The sequence below is a fragment of the Parasedimentitalea maritima genome (assembly GCF_005771405.1).
In the GTDB taxonomy this organism is placed as follows: Bacteria; Pseudomonadota; Alphaproteobacteria; order Rhodobacterales; family Rhodobacteraceae; genus Parasedimentitalea; species Parasedimentitalea maritima.
The window spans coordinates 181354-208173 of sequence record NZ_VAUA01000011.1 but is presented as its reverse complement, the minus strand read 5'-3'; the positions used below and the strand labels follow the sequence as shown (position 1 = coordinate 208173).

The 26820-nt window shown below is 54.0% G+C and carries 18 protein-coding genes; 8 read left to right on the top strand and 10 right to left on the bottom strand.

What is annotated here, in order from left to right; genetic code table 11:
• Positions 1-22 precede the first annotated feature (22 nt).
• Positions 23-445 carry a MarR family winged helix-turn-helix transcriptional regulator gene (locus FEE96_RS20020; protein WP_138164893.1) on the bottom strand — a complete coding sequence of 141 codons (423 nt, stop codon included), beginning with the start codon at positions 443-445 and terminating at the stop codon, positions 23-25.
• A gap of 111 nt (positions 446-556) precedes the next feature.
• On the opposite strand from FEE96_RS20020, the gene FEE96_RS20015 reads away from it, so the two are divergent.
• From FEE96_RS20015 to FEE96_RS19980, 8 genes are all read left to right on the top strand, one after another.
• Positions 557-1684 carry a substrate-binding domain-containing protein gene (locus FEE96_RS20015; RefSeq protein WP_246079526.1) on the top strand — a complete coding sequence of 376 codons (1128 nt, stop codon included), beginning with the start codon at positions 557-559 and terminating at the stop codon, positions 1682-1684.
• A gap of 127 nt (positions 1685-1811) precedes the next feature.
• Complete coding sequence (locus FEE96_RS20010; RefSeq protein WP_138164892.1) at positions 1812-3392, top strand: flotillin family protein; 1581 nt, start codon at positions 1812-1814, stop codon at positions 3390-3392.
• A 52-nt stretch (positions 3393-3444) separates the two neighbouring features.
• Positions 3445-4665 carry an urea ABC transporter substrate-binding protein gene (locus tag FEE96_RS20005; RefSeq protein WP_138164891.1) on the top strand — a complete coding sequence of 407 codons (1221 nt, stop codon included), beginning with the start codon at positions 3445-3447 and terminating at the stop codon, positions 4663-4665.
• 90 nt (positions 4666-4755) lie between these two features.
• Positions 4756-5622: an ABC transporter permease subunit gene (locus FEE96_RS20000; RefSeq protein WP_138164890.1), complete on the top strand. Its 867-nt coding sequence runs from the start codon at positions 4756-4758 to the stop codon at positions 5620-5622.
• Positions 5622-6659, top strand: a complete 1038-nt coding sequence (locus FEE96_RS19995; RefSeq protein WP_246079525.1) for a branched-chain amino acid ABC transporter permease — start codon at positions 5622-5624, stop codon at positions 6657-6659. Before FEE96_RS20000 ends, FEE96_RS19995 begins: the two co-directional genes overlap by 1 nt.
• A complete protein-coding gene (locus FEE96_RS19990; RefSeq protein WP_138164889.1) occupies positions 6652-7371 on the top strand; it encodes an ABC transporter ATP-binding protein in 720 nt (239 codons plus the stop codon). Before FEE96_RS19995 ends, FEE96_RS19990 begins: the two co-directional genes overlap by 8 nt.
• A gap of 11 nt (positions 7372-7382) precedes the next feature.
• Positions 7383-9719 carry an amidase gene (locus FEE96_RS19985; RefSeq protein ID WP_342770986.1) on the top strand — a complete coding sequence of 779 codons (2337 nt, stop codon included), beginning with the start codon at positions 7383-7385 and terminating at the stop codon, positions 9717-9719.
• Positions 9720-9730: 11 nt separating this feature from the next.
• On the top strand, positions 9731-11497 hold the full coding sequence (locus tag FEE96_RS19980) for an AMP-binding protein (RefSeq protein WP_138164888.1): 1767 nt from the start codon (positions 9731-9733) through the stop codon (positions 11495-11497).
• A gap of 67 nt (positions 11498-11564) precedes the next feature.
• Here the strand turns inward: FEE96_RS19980 and FEE96_RS19975 are convergent, their stop codons facing one another.
• From FEE96_RS19975 to FEE96_RS19935, 9 genes are all read right to left on the bottom strand, one after another.
• Complete coding sequence (locus FEE96_RS19975; protein ID WP_246079524.1) at positions 11565-12272, bottom strand: CpXC domain-containing protein; 708 nt, start codon at positions 12270-12272, stop codon at positions 11565-11567.
• Between the two features lie 10 nt (positions 12273-12282).
• Positions 12283-18024 (bottom strand): hypothetical protein, encoded by a 5742-nt coding sequence (locus FEE96_RS19970; RefSeq protein ID WP_138164887.1) that lies wholly within the window; start codon positions 18022-18024, stop codon positions 12283-12285.
• 701 nt (positions 18025-18725) lie between these two features.
• A complete protein-coding gene (locus FEE96_RS19965; protein ID WP_138164886.1) occupies positions 18726-20084 on the bottom strand; it encodes a BatD family protein in 1359 nt (452 codons plus the stop codon).
• Positions 20081-21607, bottom strand: a complete 1527-nt coding sequence (locus FEE96_RS19960) for a VWA domain-containing protein (RefSeq protein WP_138164885.1) — start codon at positions 21605-21607, stop codon at positions 20081-20083. The genes FEE96_RS19965 and FEE96_RS19960 overlap by 4 nt, the downstream gene beginning before the upstream one ends.
• Positions 21604-22596 (bottom strand): vWA domain-containing protein, encoded by a 993-nt coding sequence (locus tag FEE96_RS19955; protein WP_138164884.1) that lies wholly within the window; start codon positions 22594-22596, stop codon positions 21604-21606. Before FEE96_RS19955 ends, FEE96_RS19960 begins: the two co-directional genes overlap by 4 nt.
• A complete protein-coding gene (locus FEE96_RS19950; RefSeq protein WP_138164883.1) occupies positions 22590-23078 on the bottom strand; it encodes a DUF4381 domain-containing protein in 489 nt (162 codons plus the stop codon). Before FEE96_RS19950 ends, FEE96_RS19955 begins: the two co-directional genes overlap by 7 nt.
• Positions 23075-24022: a DUF58 domain-containing protein gene (locus FEE96_RS19945; protein ID WP_138164882.1), complete on the bottom strand. Its 948-nt coding sequence runs from the start codon at positions 24020-24022 to the stop codon at positions 23075-23077. Before FEE96_RS19945 ends, FEE96_RS19950 begins: the two co-directional genes overlap by 4 nt.
• Before the next feature lie 14 nt (positions 24023-24036).
• Entirely contained in the window at positions 24037-25029 is a 993-nt protein-coding gene (locus tag FEE96_RS19940) for an AAA family ATPase (RefSeq protein WP_138164881.1), read from the bottom strand.
• Between the two features lie 35 nt (positions 25030-25064).
• Complete coding sequence (locus FEE96_RS19935) at positions 25065-26765, bottom strand: alkaline phosphatase family protein (protein ID WP_138164880.1); 1701 nt, start codon at positions 26763-26765, stop codon at positions 25065-25067.
• Positions 26766-26820: the final 55 nt, after the last annotated feature.

Genomic DNA, 26820 nt, shown 5'->3' with positions numbered 1-26820 from the left:
AGGGCAACCTGCGCGTCGAAGTTCATGAGAGCCCGCCCAGAATATCCAATAGTTTTTTGGTTTGCTCATCGCCAAGTTGCTGTAGAATTTGATCATCCTGATCCTGGATCTCGGCTCTTATTTGGATCATTCGTTTTTGACCCAATGCGGTGATCAGCAGGTTCACCTGCCGGTGGTCGTTCTGCGCAGATTGGCGATGCACAAAACCATTTGAAACCATGCGGTCCACCAACTTACTGAGGGCAGGTGGATTGATCAGTGCGATTTGGGCCAGCTCTCCCATCGTCAGCCGCCGGCCAGTATCCAATATTTCCATGATCCGCCAGGCTTCGATCTGGACGCCGTGTTTTTTCAGTCGTGCGACCAGGGACCGATTCACCGCCCGGTGCGCCGCCGCCAAGGCATAAGAAACGTAGTCTTCAATCGGGTTTTGAAGTTCACTCATGTTCGACACCACCAAAGTTACAAACCAGAATTTAATTGACTTGGAAACTAAATTCAATTGCTATGTGTTAGCTTCCTTAATCCACTTGGACAGGAAGCAGGGGGGGTGAGGGTGTTATTGTCTGACAGTTTGATACCGGCCGAGTTGGCTGACTTGCGCGACGGACCGTTGGCGCGTTCACGAGAGGCCTACCGCATTGCCCTGCTCATTCCGATGTGCGGTTCAGCAGGCATTTGGGCGCCATCGTGTATTTCAAGTGCCCAGGTTGCCGTCGAAGAATTGAATCGGGGGAATGGGATTTGCGGGCGTAAGGTGCAATTGATCATGATCGATTCTGCACTGGAGGCCAGCGTGCCAATCGAGGAGGTGGTCAATGATCTGATAGAAAGCAGGTCAATAGATGCTATCGTTGGCATGCATATTAGCGCAATTCGACAGCGGCTGAGCAAGGTGGTGCGACAGCGGGTACCCTACATCTATACGCCGCTATATGAGGGTGGCGAGCGGACCGCCGGTTTGTTTGCCATTGGAGAAACTCCGCAAGAACAACTAGGACCCTCGATGGAGTTGTTGCAAAATAAGTATCGACCAAAGAGCTGGGCTCTGATCGGCAATGACTACGTTTGGCCAAGAACTTCACATTCCTATGCAAAGTCGAAACTGGCTGAAATGTCGGTGGATCTGGCTTATGAAAAATACGTTCCATTTGGTCTGAAGAAAATGGACCAGTTTGTTGATGAAATCGACCGGTCGGGTGCAGGAGCGGTGTTGCTGTCTTTGGTGGGGCAAGACGCCATTGCCTTTAACAGGGCATTTGGTAGGGCAGGTTTGCACGACCGGGTCCTGCGTCTGTCTTGCGCTATGGAAGAAAACGGCCTGTTGGCCTGCGGTGCCAAAAACCTGAAGCGGCTGTTTGCAGCGACGGCCTATTTTGGCAACCTGCCAACCGAGGCGAACGGTGCGTTCAAGGAGCGGTACTATGGCCTACATGGGGATCAGGCACCTGTCCTAAATGCCATCGGGCAATCGACCTATGAAGGTGTGCAATACCTGGCTGGCCTGATGCAGGGGCATGCTTCCCGCTGGCGCCACCAAAACAGCCTAGATGCGCTGCAAGTGAATTACAAAAGTGGCCGGATTAGTCCCAATGATCGCATTGGTGAACGGGCGAAAATATACCTCGCTCGCGCCGATGGGGTTAGGTTTGAAGTAATAGAAGCTTTTAATTCAACGGGTTAAAAGTAAATATTTTCCATTTCAAATATTTACTTGAAATGGAAATCAATTTCCCTCACGGTTGAGGCCAAAGGGTCATTGTTGGGTAGCCAACAATTGACTGGACACGCGGCTTTGGGGGGATCTGGCCTTGATCTGGACAATTTCACTGTTTTCTCTGGCATTGCTTTCGCTGGTTGGGATTTGGTTTCTACACCGATATTTTGCCAAGGCGACGTTAGACAGCGCGCTGGTGCGCACCGGATTTGGCGGGTGTCGTGTGGTCATGGACGGAGGCTGTCTGTCGCTGCCGTTTCTGCACCAGATCCACAAAGTCTCGATGGGGGCTTTGACGTTTTCAACTTCCCGAAAAGGCCAGGACGCCCTGTTGACCCGCGATCAGATGCGCGCGGATGTCGAGGTTGAATTCGAACTACGGGTTGCTCCTAGCGTTGAGGGTATCTCAACCGCAGCGCAGGCCCTGGGGCCGCGGATCGCGCGCAACGGAGACGCGGTTCAAGAGGTCCTGTCCGGCGCGCTGGTGGGTGCAATCCAGAATGCGGCCGCGACCCGTACACTTGAGGAGATCCACCTGGATCGTGCTGGGTTTACCAACGACATTTCCACAGCTGTAGAGGCGCAGGCTGCAAAACTGGGACTAACATTGGTCTCTGCGTCGCTTGTCTCAGTCGATCAAAGTGATCTGAGCCAGATGAACGAAAACAACGCCTTTAATGCGCAGGGCATGCGACGATTGGCTGAACTGGTGGCTGAACAGCGCAAAGCCCGAGTGGCGGTCGAAACCCAGGCTGAAATCTCGGTGCGGGAAAGCCGGTTGGCGCAAAACCAGCGACAGATCGAAATTCAACAAGCCGAACGTGCGGCTGAAATCGCCAACCAGGAACATCTGGCAGCCCTAGAAGCAGACGCAAAATCACGCCAAGATATCACCCGCGCCGAAGCGCAGTTGGCTGCGGAAACAAACCGCATCGAGAGCGACCAGAAGGCCAAGGCGGCTCAAATTGAAAGTGACGAAGCCCTGCGTCAGGTGGAAATGAGAGCCATCCGGGTGCTCGAGGAAGCCAAGATTGCCAACGACATTCTTTTGGCCCGCAAACGTGCTGAAGAAGCAGAAGTGAAGGCCCTAGAAGAGGAAGCGCGAGCGCAGGTCCTATTGGCTGCAGAGAATGTTCAGGCCCAAAAAGACCGGGCTGTGGCAGAACGGGAACGTGACACCGCCCGCCTGGTACAGCAAAAGAATATCGAACTGGAAGACGCGCGCGTCAAAAGCGAAGTCGACATTCTGCTGGCACGAGCCAAGGCCGAAGCGGCCGTTGCAACCAGCAATGCCCAAGCTGAAAAAGCCCGCATGGAAGCCACCGCTGCTGGCCAGTCGGCCCTGAATTCTGCCGAAAACACCCTGAGTGACGCAGTGATCCGCATGCGTCTGGAAGAGCGCAGGCTGGACCGAATGCCCGAGATCATGACGCAGATGATGAAGCCAGTCGAGAAAATCGACTCGATCCGCATCAATCAGGTCGGTGGGCTGGGCGGGACCAAATCTGGTGAAGGTGTCGAAGGAGCCTTTGGTGCGGCGATGGATCAAATACTGGGCATGGCCGTGCAGCTGCCCGCGATGAAGCAGATGGGCGAAGAAATCGGGTTGGATTTTGACGCCAATCTGGCCGGCCGAACAGCCGACTACGCCAACCGGATCAAAGCCAAAGAGTGACGGACAAAACCGTCGCCATACCCAACTGAACTGACAATAGGGAGGAAAACTAATGTCACTTGACCGACGCGCATTCCTAGGCAGAACAGCGACCATGACAGGGGCGGCAATGTTGCCAAGCTTCGCCAGCGCCGCAGATACCATCAAACTAGGCTCTATCCTAGATACGTCCGGCATTTTTGATGCCTACGGCAAGCCAATGGACATGGCGATGCGACTGGCCGTGGACGAGATCAACGCCTCTGGCGGATTGCTGAGCAAACAGGTCGAAGTTTCGGGTTATGACACCCAATCCGACATGGCGCTTTATTCGCAATACGCCCAACAGCTGACCCGCCAAGACCGAGTTGATGTGGTGCATGGTGGCATCCTGTCAGCGTCACGTGAGGCGATCCGCCAGACCATGCGCAAGACAAAGACTCTGTACTTCTACAACGTGCTGTACGAAGGCGGCGTTTGTGACCGCAACATCTTTATCAACGGTGTGACACCGGCCCAGCAGGTCGAAGCCCTGGTGCCATACGCGATGAAAAAGGCGGGCAAGAAGGTCTATATTCTGGCGGCCGATTACAACTACGGTCAAATCACCGCCCGTTGGATCCAGAAATTTGTCGCGGACAATGGCGGTGAAACCGTAGGTCTGGACTTCTTCCCGCTGGATGTCAGCGACTTTGGCTCGACAATTGCAAAAATCCAAACCGCTGCTCCGGATCTGGTGATTGCCCCATTGGTTGGCGGTGCACATCTGTCGTTTTTCCGTCAGTGGGCGGCGGCGGGAATGAAAGACCGTATCCCTCTGGCATCCACGACTTTGGGTGTGGGCAACGAACAATTGGTTCTGACACCGGAAGAGGGCAACGGGATCATGGTTGCCTACAACTATTCGCAACAGCTCGACACCCCTGCAAATGCAGCGTTCAAGGCGTCCTGGCTGGCGGCTTTTGGTGACAACTCCAATATCCATGAGACAGCGGTATCGACTTATCAAGGCGTCATGACATGGGCCAAGGCCGTGGAAATGGCTGGATCTCTGGATCGTGACAGCATCATTGATGCACTGGAAACCGGCATTTCGATCGAAGGACCTGGTGGCAAAGTAACGGTTGATCCCAAAACCCACCACGCGGTTCTGGATGTGCATCTGATGGAGTTTGAAGACCAGCGGATGAAGGTGATTGAAACACTGCCGCAGCGGCAGCCCATTGACACCCAATCCGTCTGTGATCTGGCCACGAGTCCAAACGACAACACACAGTACGAAATCCAGATCTAATCTGATCATAAAACAAAACTGGGGCGGCGACTGCCGCCTCAACCTCTGGCCGGGGAACACCCCCGGCTTGTCAAGCGAAGTTGGGGAAACATGGATCTCTCTATCGTCATACTTGTCGAGATGCTCTACGCGGTTGCCTCTCTGGTGCTGATCAGCGCCGGGCTGGCCGTGGTGTTCGGCATGATGAAAGTCATCAACCTGGCCCATGGCGAGTTCATGATGATGGGTGGATACGCCACCATCACCGCCGTTAATCTGGGCGCGAATGTTTTTGTGGCCATGCTGGTCGTGGCCCCGATCACCGTTGGACTGATTGGCCTTGTGGTCGAACGACTGGTGATCCGCCATCTTTATGGCCGGTTGGTTGACACCATGCTGGCAACCTGGGGGCTAAGCCTGTTTTTCATCGGGGTGGCCACGATGATTTTTGGCAATACCACCACGGGCATCTCTACTCCGATCCCTGGCTTTTCAGTCGGCGACTATCAGATTAACGGATATAACTTCTTCATCATCCTTGTCGCGATCGCCCTGGTGGTCGGCATGCTGGTGATACTAAAATCTACGCGGGCTGGGTTGATCGCGCGTGGTACCATGCAACGGTCCGACATCGCCGCCGCTTTAGGCTACAGCCCCGACCGTATCTACATGGCGACTTTTTTCTGTGGCTCGGCCCTGTCCGGTTTGGCGGGCGCAGTGCTGGCGCCGCTGGTGGGCTTGGTGCCCACATCCGGCGGCGCATACATCGCCAAGGCCTTTATCACAGTAATCGCAGGCGGTCCGTCGCTGGTTGCCGGATTGCTCAGCAGTGCCGGTCTGTTTGGCCTGGTCAACCAGATTTTCACCTTCGCCATCTCGCCGGTGATCGGAGACGTCGCATTGCTGGTGGCGGCTGTCGTCCTGCTGCGGCTGTTGCCCCAAGGCGTGACCGGTAAATTCTTCAAGGGAAAGTTGTGATGCAAGATCGAATGGGCAAAGACGTCATGACGACGCTTGTCGTGGCAGGGGGGCTGATATGGCTGCTGCCGCAATTGGTTAGCACCTACACACTGACCGTGTTGATCATCTACGGGATGCTAGGGTTCAGCCTTGGCTTGATCTGGGGGTTTGGCGGCATCTTGTGCTTTGGCCAGGCTGCGTTCTTTGGCCTGGGCGCCTACACCTATGCAATCGCCGCCATCAACATTGGCGAAAGCACCCTGCCGATGCTCATCGCCATTCTGGTGCCCGCCATCGCGGCTCTGCTGCTGGGTGCTATGATGTTCTATGGTCGGTTGACCGATGTTTATCTTGGGGTGATCACACTGGTGGTCACGCTGATCCTGTTCAAGTTCATCAATTCCACCGCAGGCCCGCAATTCGTGATTGGCACGGCGCGACTGGGCGGATTCAACGGTATTCCAGGCTTTCAGACGCTGAATGTACCGGGCGATCCAGATGCCTATATCTGGGGCGACGCCTACTACTATGTCTGCGCAGTCATGATGGTGCTGGTCTATCTGCTGGTGTCGGCACTGCTGCGGTCCAGCTTTGGCCGGATCGCCGTTGGCATTCGCGAAAATGAAACCCGGATGTCACTTATGGGCTATGACGTCGCCGCCCGCAAAACCATCCTGTTTGCCATTGGCGCCGCCATCGCCGGGCTGGCCGGGGCGCTGTTTGCCAACTGGGGCGAAATCGTAACTCCAGGGCTATTCTCGCTGGGGCAGTCAGCCGAAATTATCATCTGGTGCATCGTGGGCGGCCTGGGCACCCGGTTCGGTCCCATATTGGGTGCTGCCGGGCTGGCTTATCTCAAATTTGCCTTGGGCCAGCAGAGCCTGATCGACAACACGTTGATCACCGGGCTGATCCTGGTGCTGTTTGTACTGTTCCTGCCCAAGGGCCTGGTGCCTGCAATTTCAAGCCTATGGAAGGTAAGTTTCGCGCGCCGCTCACCCAGCCGGGTGCATCAGGCCCGACGAATGCGCAATAGGGGGCGGGCCAATGGCTGAAGTGGTTCTGGAAACTCAGGCTCTGACAATGCGCTTTGGTGGAGTTGTGGCCTCAGACAATGTGAACTTCAAACTGCGCGCCCGTGAGCTGCGCTGTCTGATCGGCCCCAATGGGGCAGGGAAGTCCACATTCTTTAAATGTGTGACTGGGCTGCTGACACCAACCGAGGGTCAGGTGTTCATGCGGGGTCAGGAAACCACCGGTTGGATGCCGCATCAGATTGCCTCGCTCGGCGTGGGGATCAAAACCCAGACGCCCAATGTGATGGATAACCTCAGCGTGTTTGAAAACATCTGGCTGGCAGCGCGACGGTTCCATTCGGTGGATGAGGCCAAGCACAAAGCCGAAGCTGTCATAGAACGGCTGGCGCTGAACTCCATTGCCCGCTCGGATTTGGGCAACCTGGCCCATGGCGAACGGCAGCGGGTGGAACTGGGACTGGTGGCTGTGGGCGATCCCTGGCTGGTGTTGCTGGATGAACCCGCAGCCGGCATGAGCGCCGAAGACGTCGAACGCATGACCGAAATCATTCACGAACTAACCAAAACAGCCGCTGTGGTGATTGTTGAGCATGACATGCAGTTCATTCGCTCGATCGCCCAAACAGTAACCGTTTTCCATCAGGGCGCGGTGCTGATGGAGGACCACGTGGACAAGGTTATGTCCGACGAAACTGTACGTAATGTTTATCTTGGAAAGAAGGCTGGATGATGCCTGAGGACATGAACGATATCCTGGAAATCAAGGGCCTGTCTGGGGGCTATGGCAAGGTGCCAATCCTGCATGGTATCGATTTTGCCGTGGGCGAAAACGAAGTGGTTGGCATCCTGGGCCACAATGGCATGGGCAAGACCACGCTGCTGAAAACGGTGATGGGGTTCCAGCCAGCCAGTTCGGGTCGGTTGCAATTTTACAATACCGACATCACCCGCATGTCCCCCAACGAGCGGGCCGGGCTGGGGTTGGGATATGTACCGCAGGGCAGGGGGATCTTCCCGCAACTTTCAGTACGCGACAACCTGCGATTTGCTTGGCACGACTATTCTGGCGGCCCCGAGCAAGAGGTAATGGACGCGGTCCTAGAGGATTTCCCGCGTCTGACCCGATTGCTGAACCGGATGGGTGGGGCACTGTCTGGCGGCGAGCAACAGTTGCTGGCTCTGGCACGTTGCCTGATGGGGGACCCGGATTTTCTGTTGTTGGACGAACCAACCGAAGGCATCCAGCCGTCAATCATCGAAGAAATGGCCGAAACGCTTTTGCAACTGCGCGAACGGCGCGGGCTCTCGATCCTGTTGGTCGAGCAGAATTTTGACTTCATTTCGGACCTTTCTGACCGGGTCCTGGTTCTTGAACGCGGCCGGATCACTGGCGAACTGAGCCGCAATGACCTGAGCGATCAAGCCAAAGTCGACCAGTTTTTGGGCTTTGGCGCAGCACGGTCAACACGCGGTCAGGCCAGCCCAACTGCCTCTCAATCCAACACACCACAACAGTCGCAGCCCAGATCCTCGGCAGCGGAACCCATTTTCCCAACGGTGACCAACATGACAATCAAACGCCCGACTCTTACCCAGATGCGCGACATGGCCACGCGATTTGGCATGAACCTGACGGATGCAGAGCTGACTGAATATTCTGAGCTGATGGAGCCCTATATTCAAGCCTATGATCGGCTGGATGCCACCCCAGATAACCTGCCGCCAGTGCGCTACCCACGCTCGCCCGGCCGGTTTCCGGACTTAAGCGAAAACCCCCTAAACGCCTGGTATGTGAAAACCGAAGTATGCGGTGCAGCTGATGGCCCGCTGCGCGGCAAACGCATTGTACTGAAAGACACCGTATGTCTGGCTGGTGTGCCAATGATGAACGGGTCTTCGATAATGGAGGGCTATACGCCAGAGATTGATGCCACCATTGTGACCCGAATGCTGGACGCCGGCGCGACGATTGTTGGCAAAGCCCATAATGAGAATTTCTGCCTGTCAGGCGGGTCTCACACCAACGCCAAGGGGCCGGTCCATAACCCATGGAAACATGGTTACATGGCCGGGGGCTCCTCCAGTGGCTCAGCTGCATTGGTGGCTGCTGGCGAAGTGGACATGGCCATTGCCGGCGATCAGGGTGGATCCATCCGCATCCCGTCGTCAAACTGTGGCGTTTACGGCATGAAACCAACCCACGGTTTGGTGCCCTATACCGGCGTTATGCCGGTCGAGCAGACCATCGATCACGTTGGACCAGTGACCAATACCGTTGCTGACAATGCGCTGCTGCTAGAGGTCTTGGCAGGCGAAGACGGTCTGGACCCACGCCAATATAATCCGCAAGTGTTCCGCTATACCGAAGCCTTGGGTCGTGGTGCGCAGGGACTGCGTATTGGCATCCTGAAACAGGGTTTCCACCGCCCCGAAAGCGAGGCAGACGTGGACCAAAAAGTTCTGGCCGCCGCAGACCGTTTCCGCGCGCTGGGCGCGCTGGTTGACGAAGTATCCGTACCGGAACACCAGCTTGCCGTCGATTGCTGGACGGCGATCACTCTTGAAGGCCTGCAAGATCATATGATGCACGGCAATTCAGCCGGAACCAATTACCGCGGGCTGTTCTTGCCCTCGATGATCGACCACATGGCGCAGTGGCGCAATCGTGCGGATGAGCTGAGCCATTCGCTAAAGGTCAGTATGTTCACCGGCGAGTTTTTTCAGGAACAATACCGTGGCCGGTTCTATGGCAAAGCCCAAAACCTGATGCGCAAAGTGAACGAGAAATACGCAGCCGCCTTGCAGCAATATGATGTGCTGCTGATGCCCACGGTACCGATGAAGCCACAAAAGATCCCGACCGCTGACTGCTCGATCACTGAATACGTGCAGCGCGCCTTTGAAATGATCGGCAATACCGCACCGTTTAATGGTGGCCTGCCCGCAATGAACGTTCCCTGCGGGCTAAGCGAGGGGCTGCCAATCGGCATGATGCTGGTGGGGGCTAAATATGGCGAGTTGAAAATATACCAGGCAGCGCACGCATTTGAGCAAAGCGGTGACTGGCGGAACATGTAGGTGAGATGGCAATGTCAATTTTGAACGAAAGCTTGGCAGGCAAAATTCTGGACCTTGGCCAGAATGTCGAGAGCAACTGCGAGACATCCGCCCCGCAAAACGGACAGTCTTATCTGCGGGGGGCAAATGAACCGCCACTGGTCTATGCCACCATTCCCCAGCTTCTGCGCGAGGCCGTGTCGCGGTTTGGTCCCCGCGACGCCATGATCTTTGCCGAACAAGGCATCCGGATGAGCTATTACGAGCTCGACCGGGCCGTGGATGAGCTGGCTTCTGGCTTGCTGGCACTGGGCCTGACCAAAGGCGACAGGGTTGGCATATGGTCACCCAACCGCTGCGAATGGGTGCTGACGCAATTTGCCACCGCGCGGATCGGAGTTGTTCTGGTCAATATCAACCCAGCCTACCGGCTGAACGAGCTGGAATACGCGCTGAACAAAGTAGGGTGCAAAGCCCTAGTCACGGCGCGAGCCTTCAAATCTTCCAACTATCTGGACATGATCCGACAGTTGGCCCCTGAGCTTGAAACTTGCAAACCAGGGCAATTGCGGGCGGCTAGGGTGCCTGACTTGCGCAGTGTGGTTGTGATGGGGCCGGATACAGACCCGGGTGTCTATTCGTTTGATCAAGTCTGTAAACTAGGCGGTCCCGCGCAGCAGTTGCGGCTGCCAACAATCGACAAAACGCTGAACCCGGATGACGCAATCAACATTCAATTCACCTCCGGCACCACCGGCGCGCCCAAGGGCGCTACCCTGTCGCATTACAACATCGTTAACAACGCGCGGTTTTCGACCAACCGGATCAATCTAACTGAAAGCGACCGCTTGGCGATCCCTGTGCCGCTTTACCATTGCTTTGGGATGGTGCTCGGCTCGCTTGGCGCGGTCAGCACAGGCGCAGCCATGGTGTTCCCGGGTGAGGCCTTTGAGGCCGGGCAAACCCTGGACGTGTTGTCCAACGAACGCTGCACCGCTGTTTACGGCGTGCCGACCATGTTTGTCGCCATGCTCGAGGATCTGATGGCAAAGCCCCGCGATCTCAGCAGCCTGCGCACCGGCATCATGGCAGGCGCCCCCTGTCCAGTGGATGTGATGCAACGGGTCAACAGCGATATGAACATGAAAGAGGTGACAATCTGCTACGGCATGACCGAAACCTCGCCCGTGTCCTTCCAAAGCTTTGTGACCGATACGACGCAGAAACGGTGTGAAACCGTTGGTCGGGTCCATCCGCATCTAGAGGCCAAAATTGTCGCCAAAACCGGCGAGATTGTTCCAGTGGGCGAGCAAGGTGAGCTTTGCACCCGCGGTTATTCGGTGATGAAGGGCTATTGGGACGACGCGGACAAAACCGCTGACAGCATCGTTGATGGCTGGATGCACACCGGCGACCTGGCAGTGTTTGACACCGAAGGATTCTGTTCAATTGTCGGCCGCGTAAAAGACATGATTATCCGTGGTGGTGAAAACATCTATCCACGTGAAATCGAAGAGTTTCTATTTACCCACCCTAGCATCAGCGAGGTACAGGTGTTCGGCATCCCGGATAAACGCCTAGGCGAAGATGTCTGCGCCTGGGCCGTTGCCAAACCCGGTGCCGAATTGACCGAGGAGGATCTTAAAGCTTTCTGCAAAGGGCAAATAGCACATTACAAAATCCCCCGTCACATCCGCATCGTTTCAGACTTGCCTATGACAATCACCGGCAAACCACAGAAATTCGTCATGCGCGACAAAATGATAGAAATGTTGAAGGAACACGGTGGTCAGGTCTAACTCCCGTTCCTGTAAATGCTTCGCAGACACAAGGTGTCCCAAACACCTGCAAAGCTTCTTAAAGTGGTTACTCTGCCGCGTCTTGGTTCCGCCCGCTTCCGAGAAACAGCTTCTGGATATCCACAAATGGACCATCGGTTAACTGCGCTTCTATACCGCCCCATTGATCTCGCGCATTTTCAACACTGAAATAGGCTTCTTTGCTGACGGCCATGAACTCCAATGCTTCCTCTGACTCCGCCCGAACCCAGGCAAGTTCAAGGTTTTCATCGGAAACAGACGTTACCCGAAGCTCCACACCAATGTCGAAATGGGCTCCCGGCATACGACGCAGCAGATCCATCTTCATCATTTCGACAATTATGTCGTCGAGACCGGCAATCCGAAGTACCAGTTTTTCGCGCGCGGCAAGCCAGCCAAAAGTCAGACGACACGTCAAGTTATCTCCAACAGTTTGAGCAGCGTCAGGAGCATCAGCACCGTAAGATGTTCCGAACAAGGCCGTGGTCTTGTCTTCGTTCTCGATGTAGTCCGCAACGCCAGCTGCAGGCATTGCAAGGATCCACAACCCATTTTCCACATCCAGGTAGTTGAACTCAGGCTGCAGTCGAAACTCGGTATCGCAATTGGCGCACTTTATGATTTGAAACTGGTCTTCTAAGATTTCCTCCCTTAGATCCGGCCGCCTGTCCGCATTTACGCTGCCTACTGCATCCATTGTATTGGTGTGATCGCATTCAGGGCAATCAACATGCATTGAAACAAACAATGACATTACAAAACTCCTATTGCGGCTTCTTCTTGGGTGAGATCTTGGATAGCCAATCTACTGCAGGATGCTGGTCGCCCAGCTTGTCGCAATGGTAGGCTGCGTAGAGCTCAGAAAACCATTCAGCCGGGGCTCTGAATTGATATCCAGTGATCGCCTCTGATCGGGCAGAGGCGTCGTAGCTTACCCACCTGCCTACATATGCCTCATGGAATATCCGATCAGTTCCGCCATCTTTTACGGCCAGTTTTTTCGCGCCCGAAGCACTCATCCATGGGTTTCCTGAAGCGCGGCAATCATCCACATGAGATATAAGCCGTACACGGTTTCGCTCCCAAGTTTCGGGTTCGACTTTTTCTGGCGCCCTAGGTGTGGGTGGATCTGTATTCCCGGAAATATAGGCGAGTGCATAGGAATAGTCATAGGAGTAATGTTTCGCGATCGCCTTGGCCACGGGTGTGAAATCACCAAAGTGGAACTCCCACCCAGCTAGTTTCTTCCCGTTTTTCTCCATATACTTCTGGTTGTCATCAACGGCGTGCCCGACCTCGTGAATGGTGTTCCAATCCAGCGCTTCGACGGGGTCGGTGTTCTTGGGTACACATTTTGGATCGACTTCGCCGACTTCATATTCGTCACCAAAACCGTAATCCCACGAGTACTTGGTATTACCCTCGCGTACCTTCGCCATTTTGGTCGCCCCATTGAAGGATGACCCGCCACCTTTGTCGGAAGTCCAGTATTCCATAAGGCTGTCGTTTACATTGGTATCTGACGGCGGCAATTGGCTCATCGTCTCATACATGCGCGCGAGATTGGGCCCTTTACCTTCTAAATCGGCCCAGTGTGTCATCTCTTTGTTTGTCACAACCAGTTTGCAACCGAACCGTGCTTCGAACGCCGCCTTAATGACCTTTCTCTTGGTGGCTTCATCCAGACCTTCGCTGGTTTTGGTGCCTTTCACGATTTCGTCTAGTTTTTCCATGCCATCGTCACGCTTCATCAAGGCCTTCAATTGATTGGCGTCTGGCGGCTCGTTGTTGCGCATCTTGACTTCGATTTCTGCGTCGAGCAGGGCTGTCTCGACCTTGTCGAGGTTCTTTTTAGCTTCGGGGAATTTGTCTAACGATGCGTCCCCTGCAGCCTGTGCCAGGTTGGTCCGGATTTTATCCAAGGATTCCTTAATGGCGTACCGGTGCGGATGTTTGTCCAGAACCAGCAACCGGGCATCGAATAGGTCTGCTCGGTCTTTGTATTCCCTGAAACCACCGCGAAGCGCCATAACCCGGATAATGTCGGCAAATATGACTTCGGCTGCTGCAAAACCAGCTTCGGTCTTGCCTGACGCAATTGCGTCCACTTTCAGAGCGGCAATGCGGAGCTTGATTTTAGCAGCTTCTTCGGCGACATGCTCTTTCCCGGTGTGGTTTTCTTCCAGTGGTTCGAACCGTTTCTCAGCACGCCCGGCAACCGTTTTGAGCTGATCGAAATGCCAAAGCCCAGTCTGGAGTGTTTTGCAGGAGGCAATCACGGCTTCCAGCAGCTTCGTCGCAGCGACGCCATCAGTGTCGGCCTTTTCTTCAGCCGCTTTCAAGCCCTTGTTGACGGGGATCAACCCTGGAAGAACAAATGCATTATCTGGCGAAGTTGAGAGCTGCTCAACCAGCTCGCGTGCTTTGGCAATTGATTTCTTAATCGCCTCACCATCGTCCTTATCCAACGTCGTCAGTTCATCGGAAAGCTCACCAAGGGCGGCATTTTTGTTGTCAACCAACAGAGCTTTGGCCACATCATCGGGGATTTGATCAGCCAGCCGTTTTGCGCCAGCGTAGTCTTTTTCAGTGGCCCGGCCTTGTGCATTTTTAAGCTTTTGGTCGACACGATCCATAAGCATTTTGACTTGGTCTTTGTCATTAAGCTTTGCGATTTCTTGTTCGGCTGTTTTCTTGGATTCAGCAAAGGCCTTGAACAACCCTGCGGCAGTGACCAGAGCAGCAGACTGGTCGGCAATCGGTTCAACAATTTTGCAGGCTTCTTTGTATTTGAACTCCTTTGCCGTGGCGTCGGCAGAGGTCAGCAATTTGTTCAACTTGTCCAAGTCGTCGGTAACGGCGTCGTTCTTTACGTCGTCAACATCTTTGATTTTAGCAACGGCTGTTACCCGGGCTACTTTCCAGGGGTCCAGAGTTTTCTGGTGCCCCATGCAGCTCCAGATTTCCATTTTGATATTGAAGCATAACCTAATGGCGCCCTTGAAATCATGCGCAAGCATGAGCTTCTTATAGGCCTCTTCCAGGCCGGCAATTTTGTCTTTTCTCTCATCTTTTACGACTTGATCATACGCATTATACGTGACCTTCATCGGACCGACTTTGTTTGTATATTCGTCCAAGACATCTTCGTAGGCTTTAACCTTGTTCCAAACCGGTTCGCCTATTTTCAGGCTCTCTTTGGCGACCTCATAGGCTTTTTCGTAATCACCAGCTTTTTTGTGGTCTTCGATCTCTTTGATGTGGCCACTTAGCAGCTTGATTTCTTTGTCAAACAGCGCCGCACCATTTGGTTTTGCCTTCATGTCGGCAACGTTCTTTACAGGCCCATATTGATCGTCGAGTACAGCTTTGATTTTTGGATTAATCTCGGCCTTTTTGCGCGCATCACGCCCCTTGCGCAGGGCGTCGTTCATCAAGGCTTCGCCGGTTTGGAAATCGAAGTCTGGTGATTTCACCGCTTCTTTGGCCTCCGCAACCAGCTTCTCCATCGCCTCCCAATCATCTTTGGCAGCCGGTTTCTGATCGCCAGGGAGGGCTTTGAGATCGGTGATCTCTTGTTCGACCTTAGCCAACGTTGTTTTATAGATTTGGGCGCGATCGCCTTTCAGGACCAACGGTTTGAGAATGTCGATGGCAGCCTGCAGATCCTTGGCCATCTGTTTTGGGTCCGCATCCTTTTGATCTTTTACATCACTGGCTTTTTTCGCTTCAGCTTCGGCGCGCTGCACCTCGGACTGAAAAACATTGTCCTTGTCGCCACTTGTAACCAAGCCTTTCAGGTCGGTGAATACCTTGAAAGCACTGTCAAACTCGGTGTCGATCTTTCCAAGCTTGTCGTCGCTGCCTTCTAGGGCCTCTTTGGATTTGGCGTCTTTTTCCTTAAGCGTTTTGACATATTCGATCAGTTTTTCAGCTGACTCAAGTTCGGTTTTGGCGCGTTTGTAATCTTTGGCCACCCGAGCATCAGCCGCCGCATTCATTGTATCGGCCAAATCCGCGGCATCGAAGAAGGTATTGGAATCCCAGTCGAGATCTTTGACCTGCTCTTCAAATTTCGGGTTAACCACGTCGTACTTGTCTTTGTACGCCTTGTAATCTTTGCCAAGCTGATCCCAAGTGGCCCACTTGCCCTCAGTCACTTTCAGCAATTTTTCGGCCAGACCAAACTTGAATTTCTTGGCAGCCTCCTGTGCCCCCTTCAAGTCACGCCCCATGAGATCCACGTATTCTCTGATCCCTTCAATCCCGGGGTGGGTTTTCAGGTTCAGCGGGCCCTTGGCATACGCTTTGTCGAAATTCTCGAGTGCCGTCACATAGTTTTTGGCAGCTGCTTTCCTAGGGTACAGAATACGATACAAGATACCGAGATCACGCCCCATTTTTTCATGTGCGGCGCGATAGCCGATCTTTGCGACCGTCGCATCGGTATATGTTGTTTCAAGTGGCGCGGCTAATTTGGTTAAACCCAATTCCACCGAACTGTTCGCGCCCTCAACAGCTTCTGCGTTGGTTTTGAGTGTCCCCAACCCGTTCAAGAGGCCGTCTAAATCAGTCCGGAATTGGACACGTCGCGAATTGTATTTGCCATGAAGAACATGAAGTTTGACATAGTCTTCGTGGGCTGTTCGCATTTCGTTTAATTTGGCCACACCCTCTTTAAATTTGCCTGCCCCCTTATGAACTTCGGCTTCGGCCCAGACGGATTTGGCTTTGGCCAATGCGTCCACAAGTGACTGGTGCGCTCCACCAGGTGCGGCCCCGGGCAAGGCATCGAACAGGATTTTTCTGCCCTTCGCAATTTCTGTGTAATGAGACAGTTCATCGGCATAGATCTCGGCCTTGTCTGCAAGATCACGCAGACGTGCGAGTTCTTTCTTGCCTGCCACATATTTGCGTTCTGTTTTTGCGGCGGTTTCAGCGGCTGCCAGCGCATCAGTGATTTCTTTGATTTTGCCTGCGATGGGCTCAATCGCGTGCATGGCGTGGCTGCTTAGGATCTTCATGCGTTCCTTGAAAACAGCAAGTTCCTTCAGCCAGATCTCGCGCTCAGCCATGGCCGCGCCCATATCCGCAAGCACACCTTCGGTCTTGTTTTCAGCGTCTTTGATAGCCGCCTTAATTTCATTGTCTTCGGCCGTGTCCGGTATTTCATTTAATGCCTTGGTTGCCCCATCCAGGATCGTTGCCCATTCCCCTGATGGCGTGTCCGGGAATTTCCCTATTTCCTGTTTGGCTGCTGCAACGGTTTTGACGGCAGCGCCTATGTCTTGGAACATCAGAGATTTGGCTTTGAGCTTTTCTGGCTCTGGTTTATCAGCGGCCTCGACGGGTGGCTTGGCCAGAACAGCATTGATGCGCTTTAGGTAGTCCAGCGCAGTTGCATATTCGCCGTTTACCGCTTTGTCCTGTGCAATCATCCAAGCTTGACGAAGCTTGTCGTTGCCTTCGGCTTTCATAGCCAAGCGTTTTTCGATTGCAGGGCGCATACGGGCGACACTGATGTCGCATTCAGTTTTGAGCTTATCGACGCGTTCCCCGGCGTCCTCCTTGCGCGCTTCAGCTGCGACCTGGGTTTCGGACTTGGTTTCGGAGCGTGCTTCGGCAATTAGACTGGCTAATGGCACCAAAGCTTTGAGTGCGGCAGCGAAATTGGGCTTGTCTCCATCAGCCTTTTCATTGGCAAAGGCCCAGACAGCGCGAATTTTTGACGTTTTACTGGTATTGAGTTTTAGGGCTTCAAGAACATGAGGTTCCATCTTATCGCGCGCGGCGATCCATTTGGCTGCATTTGGACCCGCCTCGGCCTCTTCGCCAGCGCCATCTTCAGGAGGCTCGGGTGGCTTTTGTGCTTGCTCTTCTGCTCCCTCCGGAGCCTTTAGTTTATCCAAAGCCTGGGTAACCTTTTCGATCCCAGCCTCGACGCGGGCGCTGTCGCCTTCCTTCAGGAACGCGGCCAGTTGTTTGTACAGCTTTACGAAGGGACCACTAACACCGGCTTCAAGCCCTTGAATGCGCTGCGCCAAGGCCTTGAGTTGTGCTGTTAGTTCACTCATTTCCGGTGCTGATGGCTCAGATGGCTCAGACGGAGCTGATGGCGCTGGTGGTGCAGGTTCGGATTCGTCTGGTAGGCTTTCGTCTATGTCAGACTCGAGTACTGAGCCGCCTTCATCGAGAATTTCAACATTCAAAGAGACTTTTTCAGACTTCAGATATTTCTTCAGCTTTTTGGCAATTGAAGGGACGACGCGTAGGCAGGTCAAAGACATTACTTTGCCATCAACTGTCACAGTGCCAAAAGCAGCTTTTTTCCCGACGCCTTCATCTAGGGCTGCTTTACCAACGGTTTTCGGGGGTTTTCGCTTATCAAGACCAAAATAGTCATCCTTTGGACCTGTACCGGGATTGTAACCAAAAGGGATCGATTGCTTGCGTGCAAGTTTGATCATTTTCTTTAGTTCGGGGCCTCTAACGTCATACTCACCCATGGCGAATATCCTCCGAATGCGAGTCCTTTAACCGCTGATATGGTAGTGCGGACTTGTTTATTGCAGGTTTGTGAGGGGGGGGAGGGACATTAGAACAAAAATCTGTTGGCGAGCACTCGTTACCACAATCTGGTAAGTCGGCTAACACCGCGTGATTGCGCCAAAACCTTTTCATATACCCTAACCTCACTATTTATCTTAAAATATCTCATTTCTGGTTTAGCTCTGAGCCGGGGGACCGTGGAAATTACCGGAGCTCAAACATTCTCCCCAAAGTGGAGCGCCCAAGATAAACATCACGCGAAAGGGGAGTTTTTGCAACCCCGGCGACTTTACTGATATCAGGACGCTTCAAATTTCAATGTTTGGGTCCAATACTGTTGGGTCGTGCCCATACAGAAACCATGTGTATCAATCCTACCATCCGTCAATGCATTGGACGTAAGAAAACAGTTTGAACGATCCAACTGTTGTCAGGCACCTTGGCAGGTTGCGCAATGTGGCGGTTACTCACTGGCTACAAAGCAGCAGAATGGGGCCCGTTCTGCATTTGGGATGATTGCAGCCCCATTTGTACCAAACGGTATGTTTTTAATCATCGGATGATGGATCGGTGTCATTGAATAGTTGGCTGGCAAGCAGAACAACTATTGCGCAATCGACCAGTGTTAATGAACTTGTACGACGGGTTCAGCGTTTGTTTACTGATGAGGTGGCGGAGACACGGGGGGTGGATTCAGACCAGGTAGACTGTTGGTGCCGGTCTGCCGTTTTTTGTCGGCTTTTGCTTGGCTACATAGCCGGGTATATGCATGTTTTACAGCCTTCCACTGTTTGTGGCAGTCAGCCGTTGTTTTGTTGGTAGTTGTTCTGTTTGAAGTTGAGGGACCATAGAGACCACGACCAACCTGGGTCAGAGCTTGTTCAATTTCACAACATTGGGATGGTGTGAGGGAGGGGAAATGGTCTCCCCAAGTCGCAAGCTTGGCTTGAAGTTGCCACAAGTCCTCAGACTTGATGGACTGTTGCACCGCCCTGCGCGCAAAGAGCTCTGAACTCATCCAACGTGTTTTCAATATCTGTATGTAATTGTGCAGTCTGGGTCTAAAGCTGTGCAACACCAATACAGCCAAGGCTAAGAAAGCTAATGCTGTAGCCAATTGTAGAGCGCGCTCACTGGGGGCACGACGAGCCTCCGGTGGTTTCGCCACCTGAACCGTTAAGGCGTCCAATCGCGCAGTTTCGACTGTTCCCATATCGATGTTGAACCATTCAATTTCGATTGAGGGCAGGGTTGCCGATCCTCCCACTTGAGCCAAATAACTAACTTCTTCTATGCGGTTTCCTGACAGGGATCCTCTTTCGACGCTCTCTTCTATGGTTGGATCCTTTGGATAACCACGCAGAGAGCTAAGTTGTTCTTCACCCGTTTCGGATGTCGACTGGATAGGAGTTGGGATCAGAGATGGAATTAAGATTGCGGTGGTGCCCTCAATCTGCGCTATCACACGGCGTGTCAGCGCATCACCAACATTCAATTCCTCCAGTTCAGAGAACTCTTGGTCCAAGGAGAAGTCCGAGGCAACGATAACGGGTGGTTCCATCATCTCAGCGCCTTTTGGCAACTCGGCGGTGAATGAAATAGCTTCCAGCTGATGTTCAGTTTTAACCGGTTGGGCTGATGGACCGGCAGAGGTGATTTGCACGGATTGGCTAGGTATCCGGAATGCCCCCAACTCCAAAGGGTAGAGCTGATAGGTGCGTGACGTTCCTGACCAGGTCTCTCCCGAGATTGTCTCGCTGACCGGATGCGTTGATCGTTCGGGGAGCCGTATCAACAAATTGGGCTGTTCAAAACTTGGGTAGACAGGAGGAGTTGGCATCCATGTCGGGACTAGAATTTTGACACGTAGGGTAATTGGTTGCCCAACTATATACGGCCCATCGGACAATGTAACGCTTAGGCGCGGGCTGCCAGCCTGAGGCGGACGTTCCTGCGCAGCGACATGGAATCCCATAAGAGCGAAGATCAACATCGAAAAAATCAGCCGCAAAGTCATGGCTTCCTCATTGACTGTTCCAACAGGAACCTGCTGCGCAAGAAGTCTCCCATGTTGGTATCGATTGCCGAGATCCACTGTTCGCTGGTTAGGGGCGCAGCATTTTCTTTAGGTGCTACAATTCTGCTGTCCGCGCCTTGACCCGCCTCATTGTCAAACACCATGTCATCAGCGCCAATCCCGGTATCTTCACCGGTGTCGGACTGCGCACGGGTTGTTTCAACATAGTCCAGAATGGCTCGGGCAATTTCCAGGTTCGTTTCCGCTTCGGGGTAATCGGTGCGGCGCTCAATCGCGACTTCAAACGCTGCAATTGCAGGCCGATACTGTCGGTTCCGAATGAGTGCCATGCCTTCTGCCAAGGCTGCCTCTGGCGTGTCAATTGTGGCAAACACTTGTGCTGCATCAGCATACTGACCCGCCCTAAATTTGGCATACCCTCTCCAATATGGGGCAATGAACAGATCCCCGGCACGGGAAAACTCCAGATTGTTGTATGCTATTTGGCCTTGCTGGTCGGATGTCAAAAACCAATCTATCCAGCCTTCTGCATTTGCAGTTTTCGGGGACGTCGCTCCAAGCAGAATGCCTGCAAACATTGCCCATCGCATTGTCCAACCCGGACGGAACCAAATCAGAACCAGTAAGGCCACTGGCCAAGCAAGCAGCCAACCGCGATCTTGCCAGCGCAAGCGTTCATCGCCCGCCAGGGCAGCGATATAAACAGCATTTAGTCGGCGGTTGATTTGGTTCAGGTCCCTGTCGTCTACTGTTAAGCGAATAACGTCAGAGTTGGGGACCCGATCCAGTTGAGGTAAAGCAAGGCCGCTTGGCGCGGTGACCAGAAAAATTACCGGAGAGCGCGGCGAGTCCTTTTGACTTCTAAAACTAGCTAGGTCGGACGGGTCAAAATCATCGAATAAAAATAGAATGGCACCTGGGGTGCTAGATTTGTCTAAAATCTCTTCGGCCAGTGCGAGAGCTGCACCAGCATCATTGCCTGATATGGGCATGACTTCTGGTGCAAGGCCGTCCAGTAGGGGGCGCAATATATTGGCATCTTCGGTCAGTGGGGAGACGCGGTGTGCTGATCCGGAATAGGCGATCACCGCAGTTCGTGCACCGGCGCGCTTAGTTATCAAGTCCTGTAGCTTGAACCTTGCGCGATCCAGACGGGTAGGTGCCAAATCACCGTTCAGCATACTGTCCGTCACTTTGAGAGCCACCACCAGCGGCGCAGAGTTTTCTAGCAACGGGTTTGGTTCGCGGGTCCATGTCGGGCCCGCCACTGCCAATGCTAAAAGGCATGCGGCGAGTAGAACTCCGTCGATGGGTAGGAGTTTGCGCGGGGCAGAGCCACCGACTTGCAATGCAGTCAGCAGATGGGGCGCGATCGCGTCAGCCTGAAGTCTAGAGCTTTGCCGTGGTCGCCATCTGATCCAGACCCAGAGGGCTGTCACCACTGGGAGCGCCAGCAACCACAATGGGCGCAGGAAGTGAAAGTAGCTGAACGTCTCGATCACAGTCTGGTCCCCCCGTGTTGCTGCAGGCTGCGCAGGTGGAGAAAAATTAGGCTGATGAGGATGAGCAACAAAGCGGTTGCAAGTGGGATATGTGCCAGACTTTTTCGCGGGCGAAACGACTGGGTTTGTGTTTCGCGAGGGTTTTGTGCATCGATCTGCGCATAGATCTGTTCTAACCCGGCCTGATCATCAGCAAAAAAGTAGTGACCACCCGTTCGCTTGGCGATGTCTTCCAGCGCTGCAAGGTCGACCCGTCCCTCTCCACTTGCCTCTGGATCACCAACACCAATGGTTGAAATTGTTACCCCCTTTTGCGCGGCAAAGCTGGCGGCATTCACCGGTGTCATTCTGCTGGAGGTATCTGCACCATCGCTCAGTAGGATAACCAACCGTTGGTCAACCTTGCTGGTTTCAAAACTGCGGATTGCAAGCCCGATGGCGTCACCAAGTGCGGTCTGTGGACCCGCCATGCCAACCACAGTCTGATCCAGAAATCCAATCAGGCTGTCCAAATCCTCAGTGAACGGGGCCTGTACAAAGGCGCGCGAGCCAAAAATGATCAATGACATGCGGTCTGCATCCCGCTCGGCAATAAACTGCGCCATGACATCTTTGACCGCATCCAGCCGTTGTCTGGGTTGGCCTTCAGGGGTCCGAAAGTCTCTTTCATCCATTGACCCGGAAATATCCAGCGCCAGCACAATGTCCCGGGCAGAGCTTGTGATTACAATTGGTTCCCCCAGTTGTTCCGGGCGCGCAAGTCCCAACACCACCAACACCCAAACCATAACCGCAGCGATCATTTGAATTGGCTTTCGTCCAAGCACCACCGAGCCTGGTTCCGGAGTTAACCTTGCTGCCTCTGTTACCCGCCGAAAAAAGGGAACGCGCAGAGCAGATGTTCGGTCGCGCCAAGGGGGCATGAAACGCCAAGCCAGCCAGGGCAGGGGCAACAGGATCAGGGCCCAGGGAAACGCCAGCGTTAGCATGGTTCACCGCTATGCCGCTGGTGCTTGCAAATCCAGTCGCGAGCCAATGCCGTCAACGCTGGATCAGGTGCAACGGGCCGCCAAGGTGCTGTCGCCAGGAGGCGGCCCGGCCCAGTGCTAAACCCATCGCCGGGGAAATGTGCGTCCAGAAACCGTAGCCATCTGTCACCGTGCAAGCTGGCCACCTGTTCGCGTGGGTAGGCAGCCAAAGCTGTGCGACGTAGTAAAACAGAAATTTCAGCAGGGCTTTCACCGGTTGTGATCAGAAGTTCCAGCTCAGCCAAGGCAGCCCTGCGGTATGCGTTAGACCGGTAGCGTCGGAGCTGATATCTTGTGGCCCACAGCATTAAGCTGAGCGTCAGCACTGCCAAAACAATCCACCCCGGCGTCTGGGGTGCCATGGAAATTGGTATGGGTTGTGGAACCGGCTCAAGCAGATCCAACAATTCAACCAGGTTCAATCCGTCTAGGTGCTGGCTCATCCTATGCCACCTCGCAGGCCAAACAATCGCATCAATTGATCTAACGCCGGGACCTGCGTCCCCAAAGGTGCCAACGGAAATCCATAACGTTGCGACCAATGCTCCAGATCTTTCACTCGGTCGAGAAATGTCGCCTTGATCCGAGCGCGAAGGGCAGGGTTTCGGGCATCAAAATCGGCCTGCAAATTGCCGTCGGAAATTGCCGCCCGCATGGTTGGAGGTAGCTGTTTTGCTAGTGCATCGGTGACGGGAAACAGGATCAGATCATTTGCTGCCGACAGTTTGCGTATCAGCTGTTCGCTCTGCGTGTTCAGCCCGTCAAAATCAGAGAACACAAGGACCAGCGCATTGCTCCCAACAATTCGAGACGCTTTTTGAAGGACGTCGTTCAGTTCGATTGAGCCTTGTGGGCGCAGATCTGCATTCAGCATATTATTTGCTTTGGCAACCGAGCTAAGAAACTGGTTTAAGGCGACAGCACGGCGCTGGGGGCGGTGTTCGGCAATGCTATCATCCCCAAATACAAATCCACCAACCCGATCTCCCTGTGCCAGCACTCGTTGCGCGACAAGTGCCGCAGCTTCGGCGGCAACTACTGATTTCATGTAGACCTGAGAGCCAAAGAACATCGACACCCTTTGATCGACCAACAGAAGTGTCTGACGGTCCCGTTCTTCGGTATAGACTCGTACATGAGGCTCGCCGGTGCGGGCGGTCACTTTCCAGTCTATGGTACGCACATCGTCGCCGGGCATGTAGTGACGCAGCTCCTCGAAATCCAATCCACGGCCTCGTAGACGCGAGGCGTGTCGTCCATTCAGTACTGATCGGGCAGGTTGACGAGCCAGCAGGGTGAGCGAACGGGCGCGGGGGCCCAGCCTTCGCAGTTGCTCGGCAGAGACATAGATACGGGGATCCTGAGTGGAGTTGTCATGCTGCGACATGCAGACCTCGTCTCTTAGGGCAGGGCCACCAGCTTGATAATTTCATCCACGACGTCATCAGGCTGCTTGCCATCGCCTTGTGCCTCAAAACTGAGCGTCAAACGGTGGCGCAGCACATTGTGCACCACTGCGCGCAGATCCTGCGGATCAACATAGTCACGCTGGTGCAGCCAAGCATGGGCACGGCTACATTTATCCAGCGCCAGCGACGCACGTGGGCTAGAGCCAATTTCAATCCAACGCGCCAGATCATCACTAACAGCACCGGGCGTTCGGGTCGCTTGCACCAGATCTGCCATATAACGATCCATTTCATCCGAGACGTGGATTTGACCAATTTCCGCCCGCGCGGTGAATACCGCCTCTTGTGAAATGGCAGGCGGTTTTTCTTTCTTTGGCTTGTTGCCTTTGCGGCCGTCTAATGCGGCGATCTCTTCTCTTCGCACCAAACGGATCACTTCAACCTCATCTTCCACCGGTGGATAGGTGATATTGACGTGCATCAGAAAGCGATCCATCTGCGCCTCGGGCAGCGGATAGGTGCCCTCCTGTTCGATGGGGTTCTGGGTTGCCATCACCGTGAACAGCGGTTCCATTTTGTGGGTAGTGCCAGCGACTGTCACCTGACGCTCTTCCATCGCCTCTAGCAAGGCGGCCTGCACCTTGGCCGGGGCGCGGTTGATTTCATCCGCCAACACAATGTTGGCAAAGATAGGACCCGGATCAAACCGAAAGCTGCCACCCTCGGCGGTCTGGGTATAAACCTCGGTTCCGGTTACATCCGACGGCAACAGATCCGGGGTGAACTGAATGCGCGAGAACTGAGCATCCAGATTTTTCGCAAGAGCCTTGATCGCCCGTGTTTTGGCTAAACCTGGCAAGCCCTCGACCAGTAGGTTACCATTGGCCAAAACACCAATAACCAAACTCTCAACCACCGCTTTTTGGCCAATGATCGACTGGGCAATGCGGTTTTGCAGGGCTAAAATATCGTTATGTGCGTTCATCTAGAACCTCGCCAAAGGTGTGGTGTTTTGCAGAACTATTCGAAGACTTCAACAAGCGGCACGCCGGATACGCCAGACGGCAGCTTGGTGCCAAGATAAGTGGTGATTGTCGGGGCAATGTCGACTGTTTCAACCCGGCGCACCACGGTTTTTGCCTTGATGCCCGGCCCAGCAAAAATCAGCGGCACATGACTGTCATAGCTCCACGGAGACCCATGTGCCGCTGCAACGCTTAGCCCATCCAGATCGCCAATGAACCAATGCGGTTCAAACACCACATAGATGTCGCCCGATCTATCCGGGTGAAAATTGCGCAGCACCGATTGGCTGATCGACGTGTCCGCCACCTGTCCACGCCGCAGGGCAGAACTTGAAACGGCAAAGGCAATACCGGGTAGTTGCTGAAGCTCTTGCGCCACCGCGCGCTCCACCTCATCTGCGTCCAATCCCCGTTCTGCAATTAGCGTTTGATCAAGATAGACATAGGGCGCCGAGAAATTCTGGATCAGCTCTCGGCCAACCCCAAATGCATCCTTCAAACGCTGCGCACCCGGTGTTGTATCAAGGCTATCAAAGCTGAACATCTGCGCCTCAATCCCCAATGTTTCCAGGTACCCGGGGTTTTCGGCTCCGCCATGATCCGCGGATAAGATAACCAACGTATTGCGTAACCCAACCCGCGCATCGACGTAGGAAAGTAGGTCAGCAAGCTGCCCATCCAACTGCTTTAGATTGTCCTCAGACTCCAGGCTTGAGGGGCCAAAAATATGGCCGACGTAATCCGTCGATGACAGGCTGATTGATAGATAATCGGTGACCTCATCCGCGCCGACCTGTTCGACATCAATCAGGGTTTTGGCGAAATCCACAGTCAGTGCATCGCCGGCTGGGCTAAGGGTTAGAAACGTGGTGAAATACGGATTGTCCGCTGGGCCGTATTCATGAGGGAACACAGTTCCCCATCCAGGTAGATCCGTTTCCCAGGGCTGATCATCAAGCTCGGCAAATCGGTAGGTCTCAGCTGGTTGGGACAGTGTCCATTGTGTGCCAGCATAGGATTCAACCAATCCCTTATCCTGCCAGGCCCCTACCCAGTCTGGATAGGCATCGCGATAATAGGTGCTGGTGACAAACCGCCCTTCGGACTTGGAAAACCAATAGGCTGTCCCGGCATGGCCCGCCATTGAAATGGCACCACGATCTTTGACCGAGACACCAAACACCTTGGCATCCGGGCCAAAGAAATCAGCGATTTCATCGGAAACGGTCGTGGTCAAAATCGCGCGTGGCGATCGTCCATCTGTCGTAGCCGCCCGTTGGGTTGGGTCAATCTCGTCGTCTTGGTCCACACCATGCGCGCCCAGTAGCGGGAATTCTTCGTCCTGCACATTGTAGTACTGCCGTCCCGCTTTGCGGTCATACCAAAGATTGGCCACCATGCCATGAATCGCAGGGTCTGCGCCGGTGGCCAGTGTGGTATGGCCAACAATGGTTTCGGTATTGGCGTGACGGTGATGGGCGTTCTGATACACAGCACCATTGCGCAGGAGGTAGTTAAAACCGCCGTCACCATATCCCTGAGAATATCGTGCAATAAGATCGGCGCGCAGTTGATCAACGGTAATTTGTAAGACCAAACGTGGCGGGGAAGAGGTGGTTTGGGCGGTTCCGGCAGTCGGCATCGCAAGGCCCGCAGCAATCAAGGCCGAATAGAATTTCACAGACTGTTGCAGCATAGAAAACCTCTTTATGTGCGGCGAAAGACCCACGCCAAGGGGGACTGAAACTGTC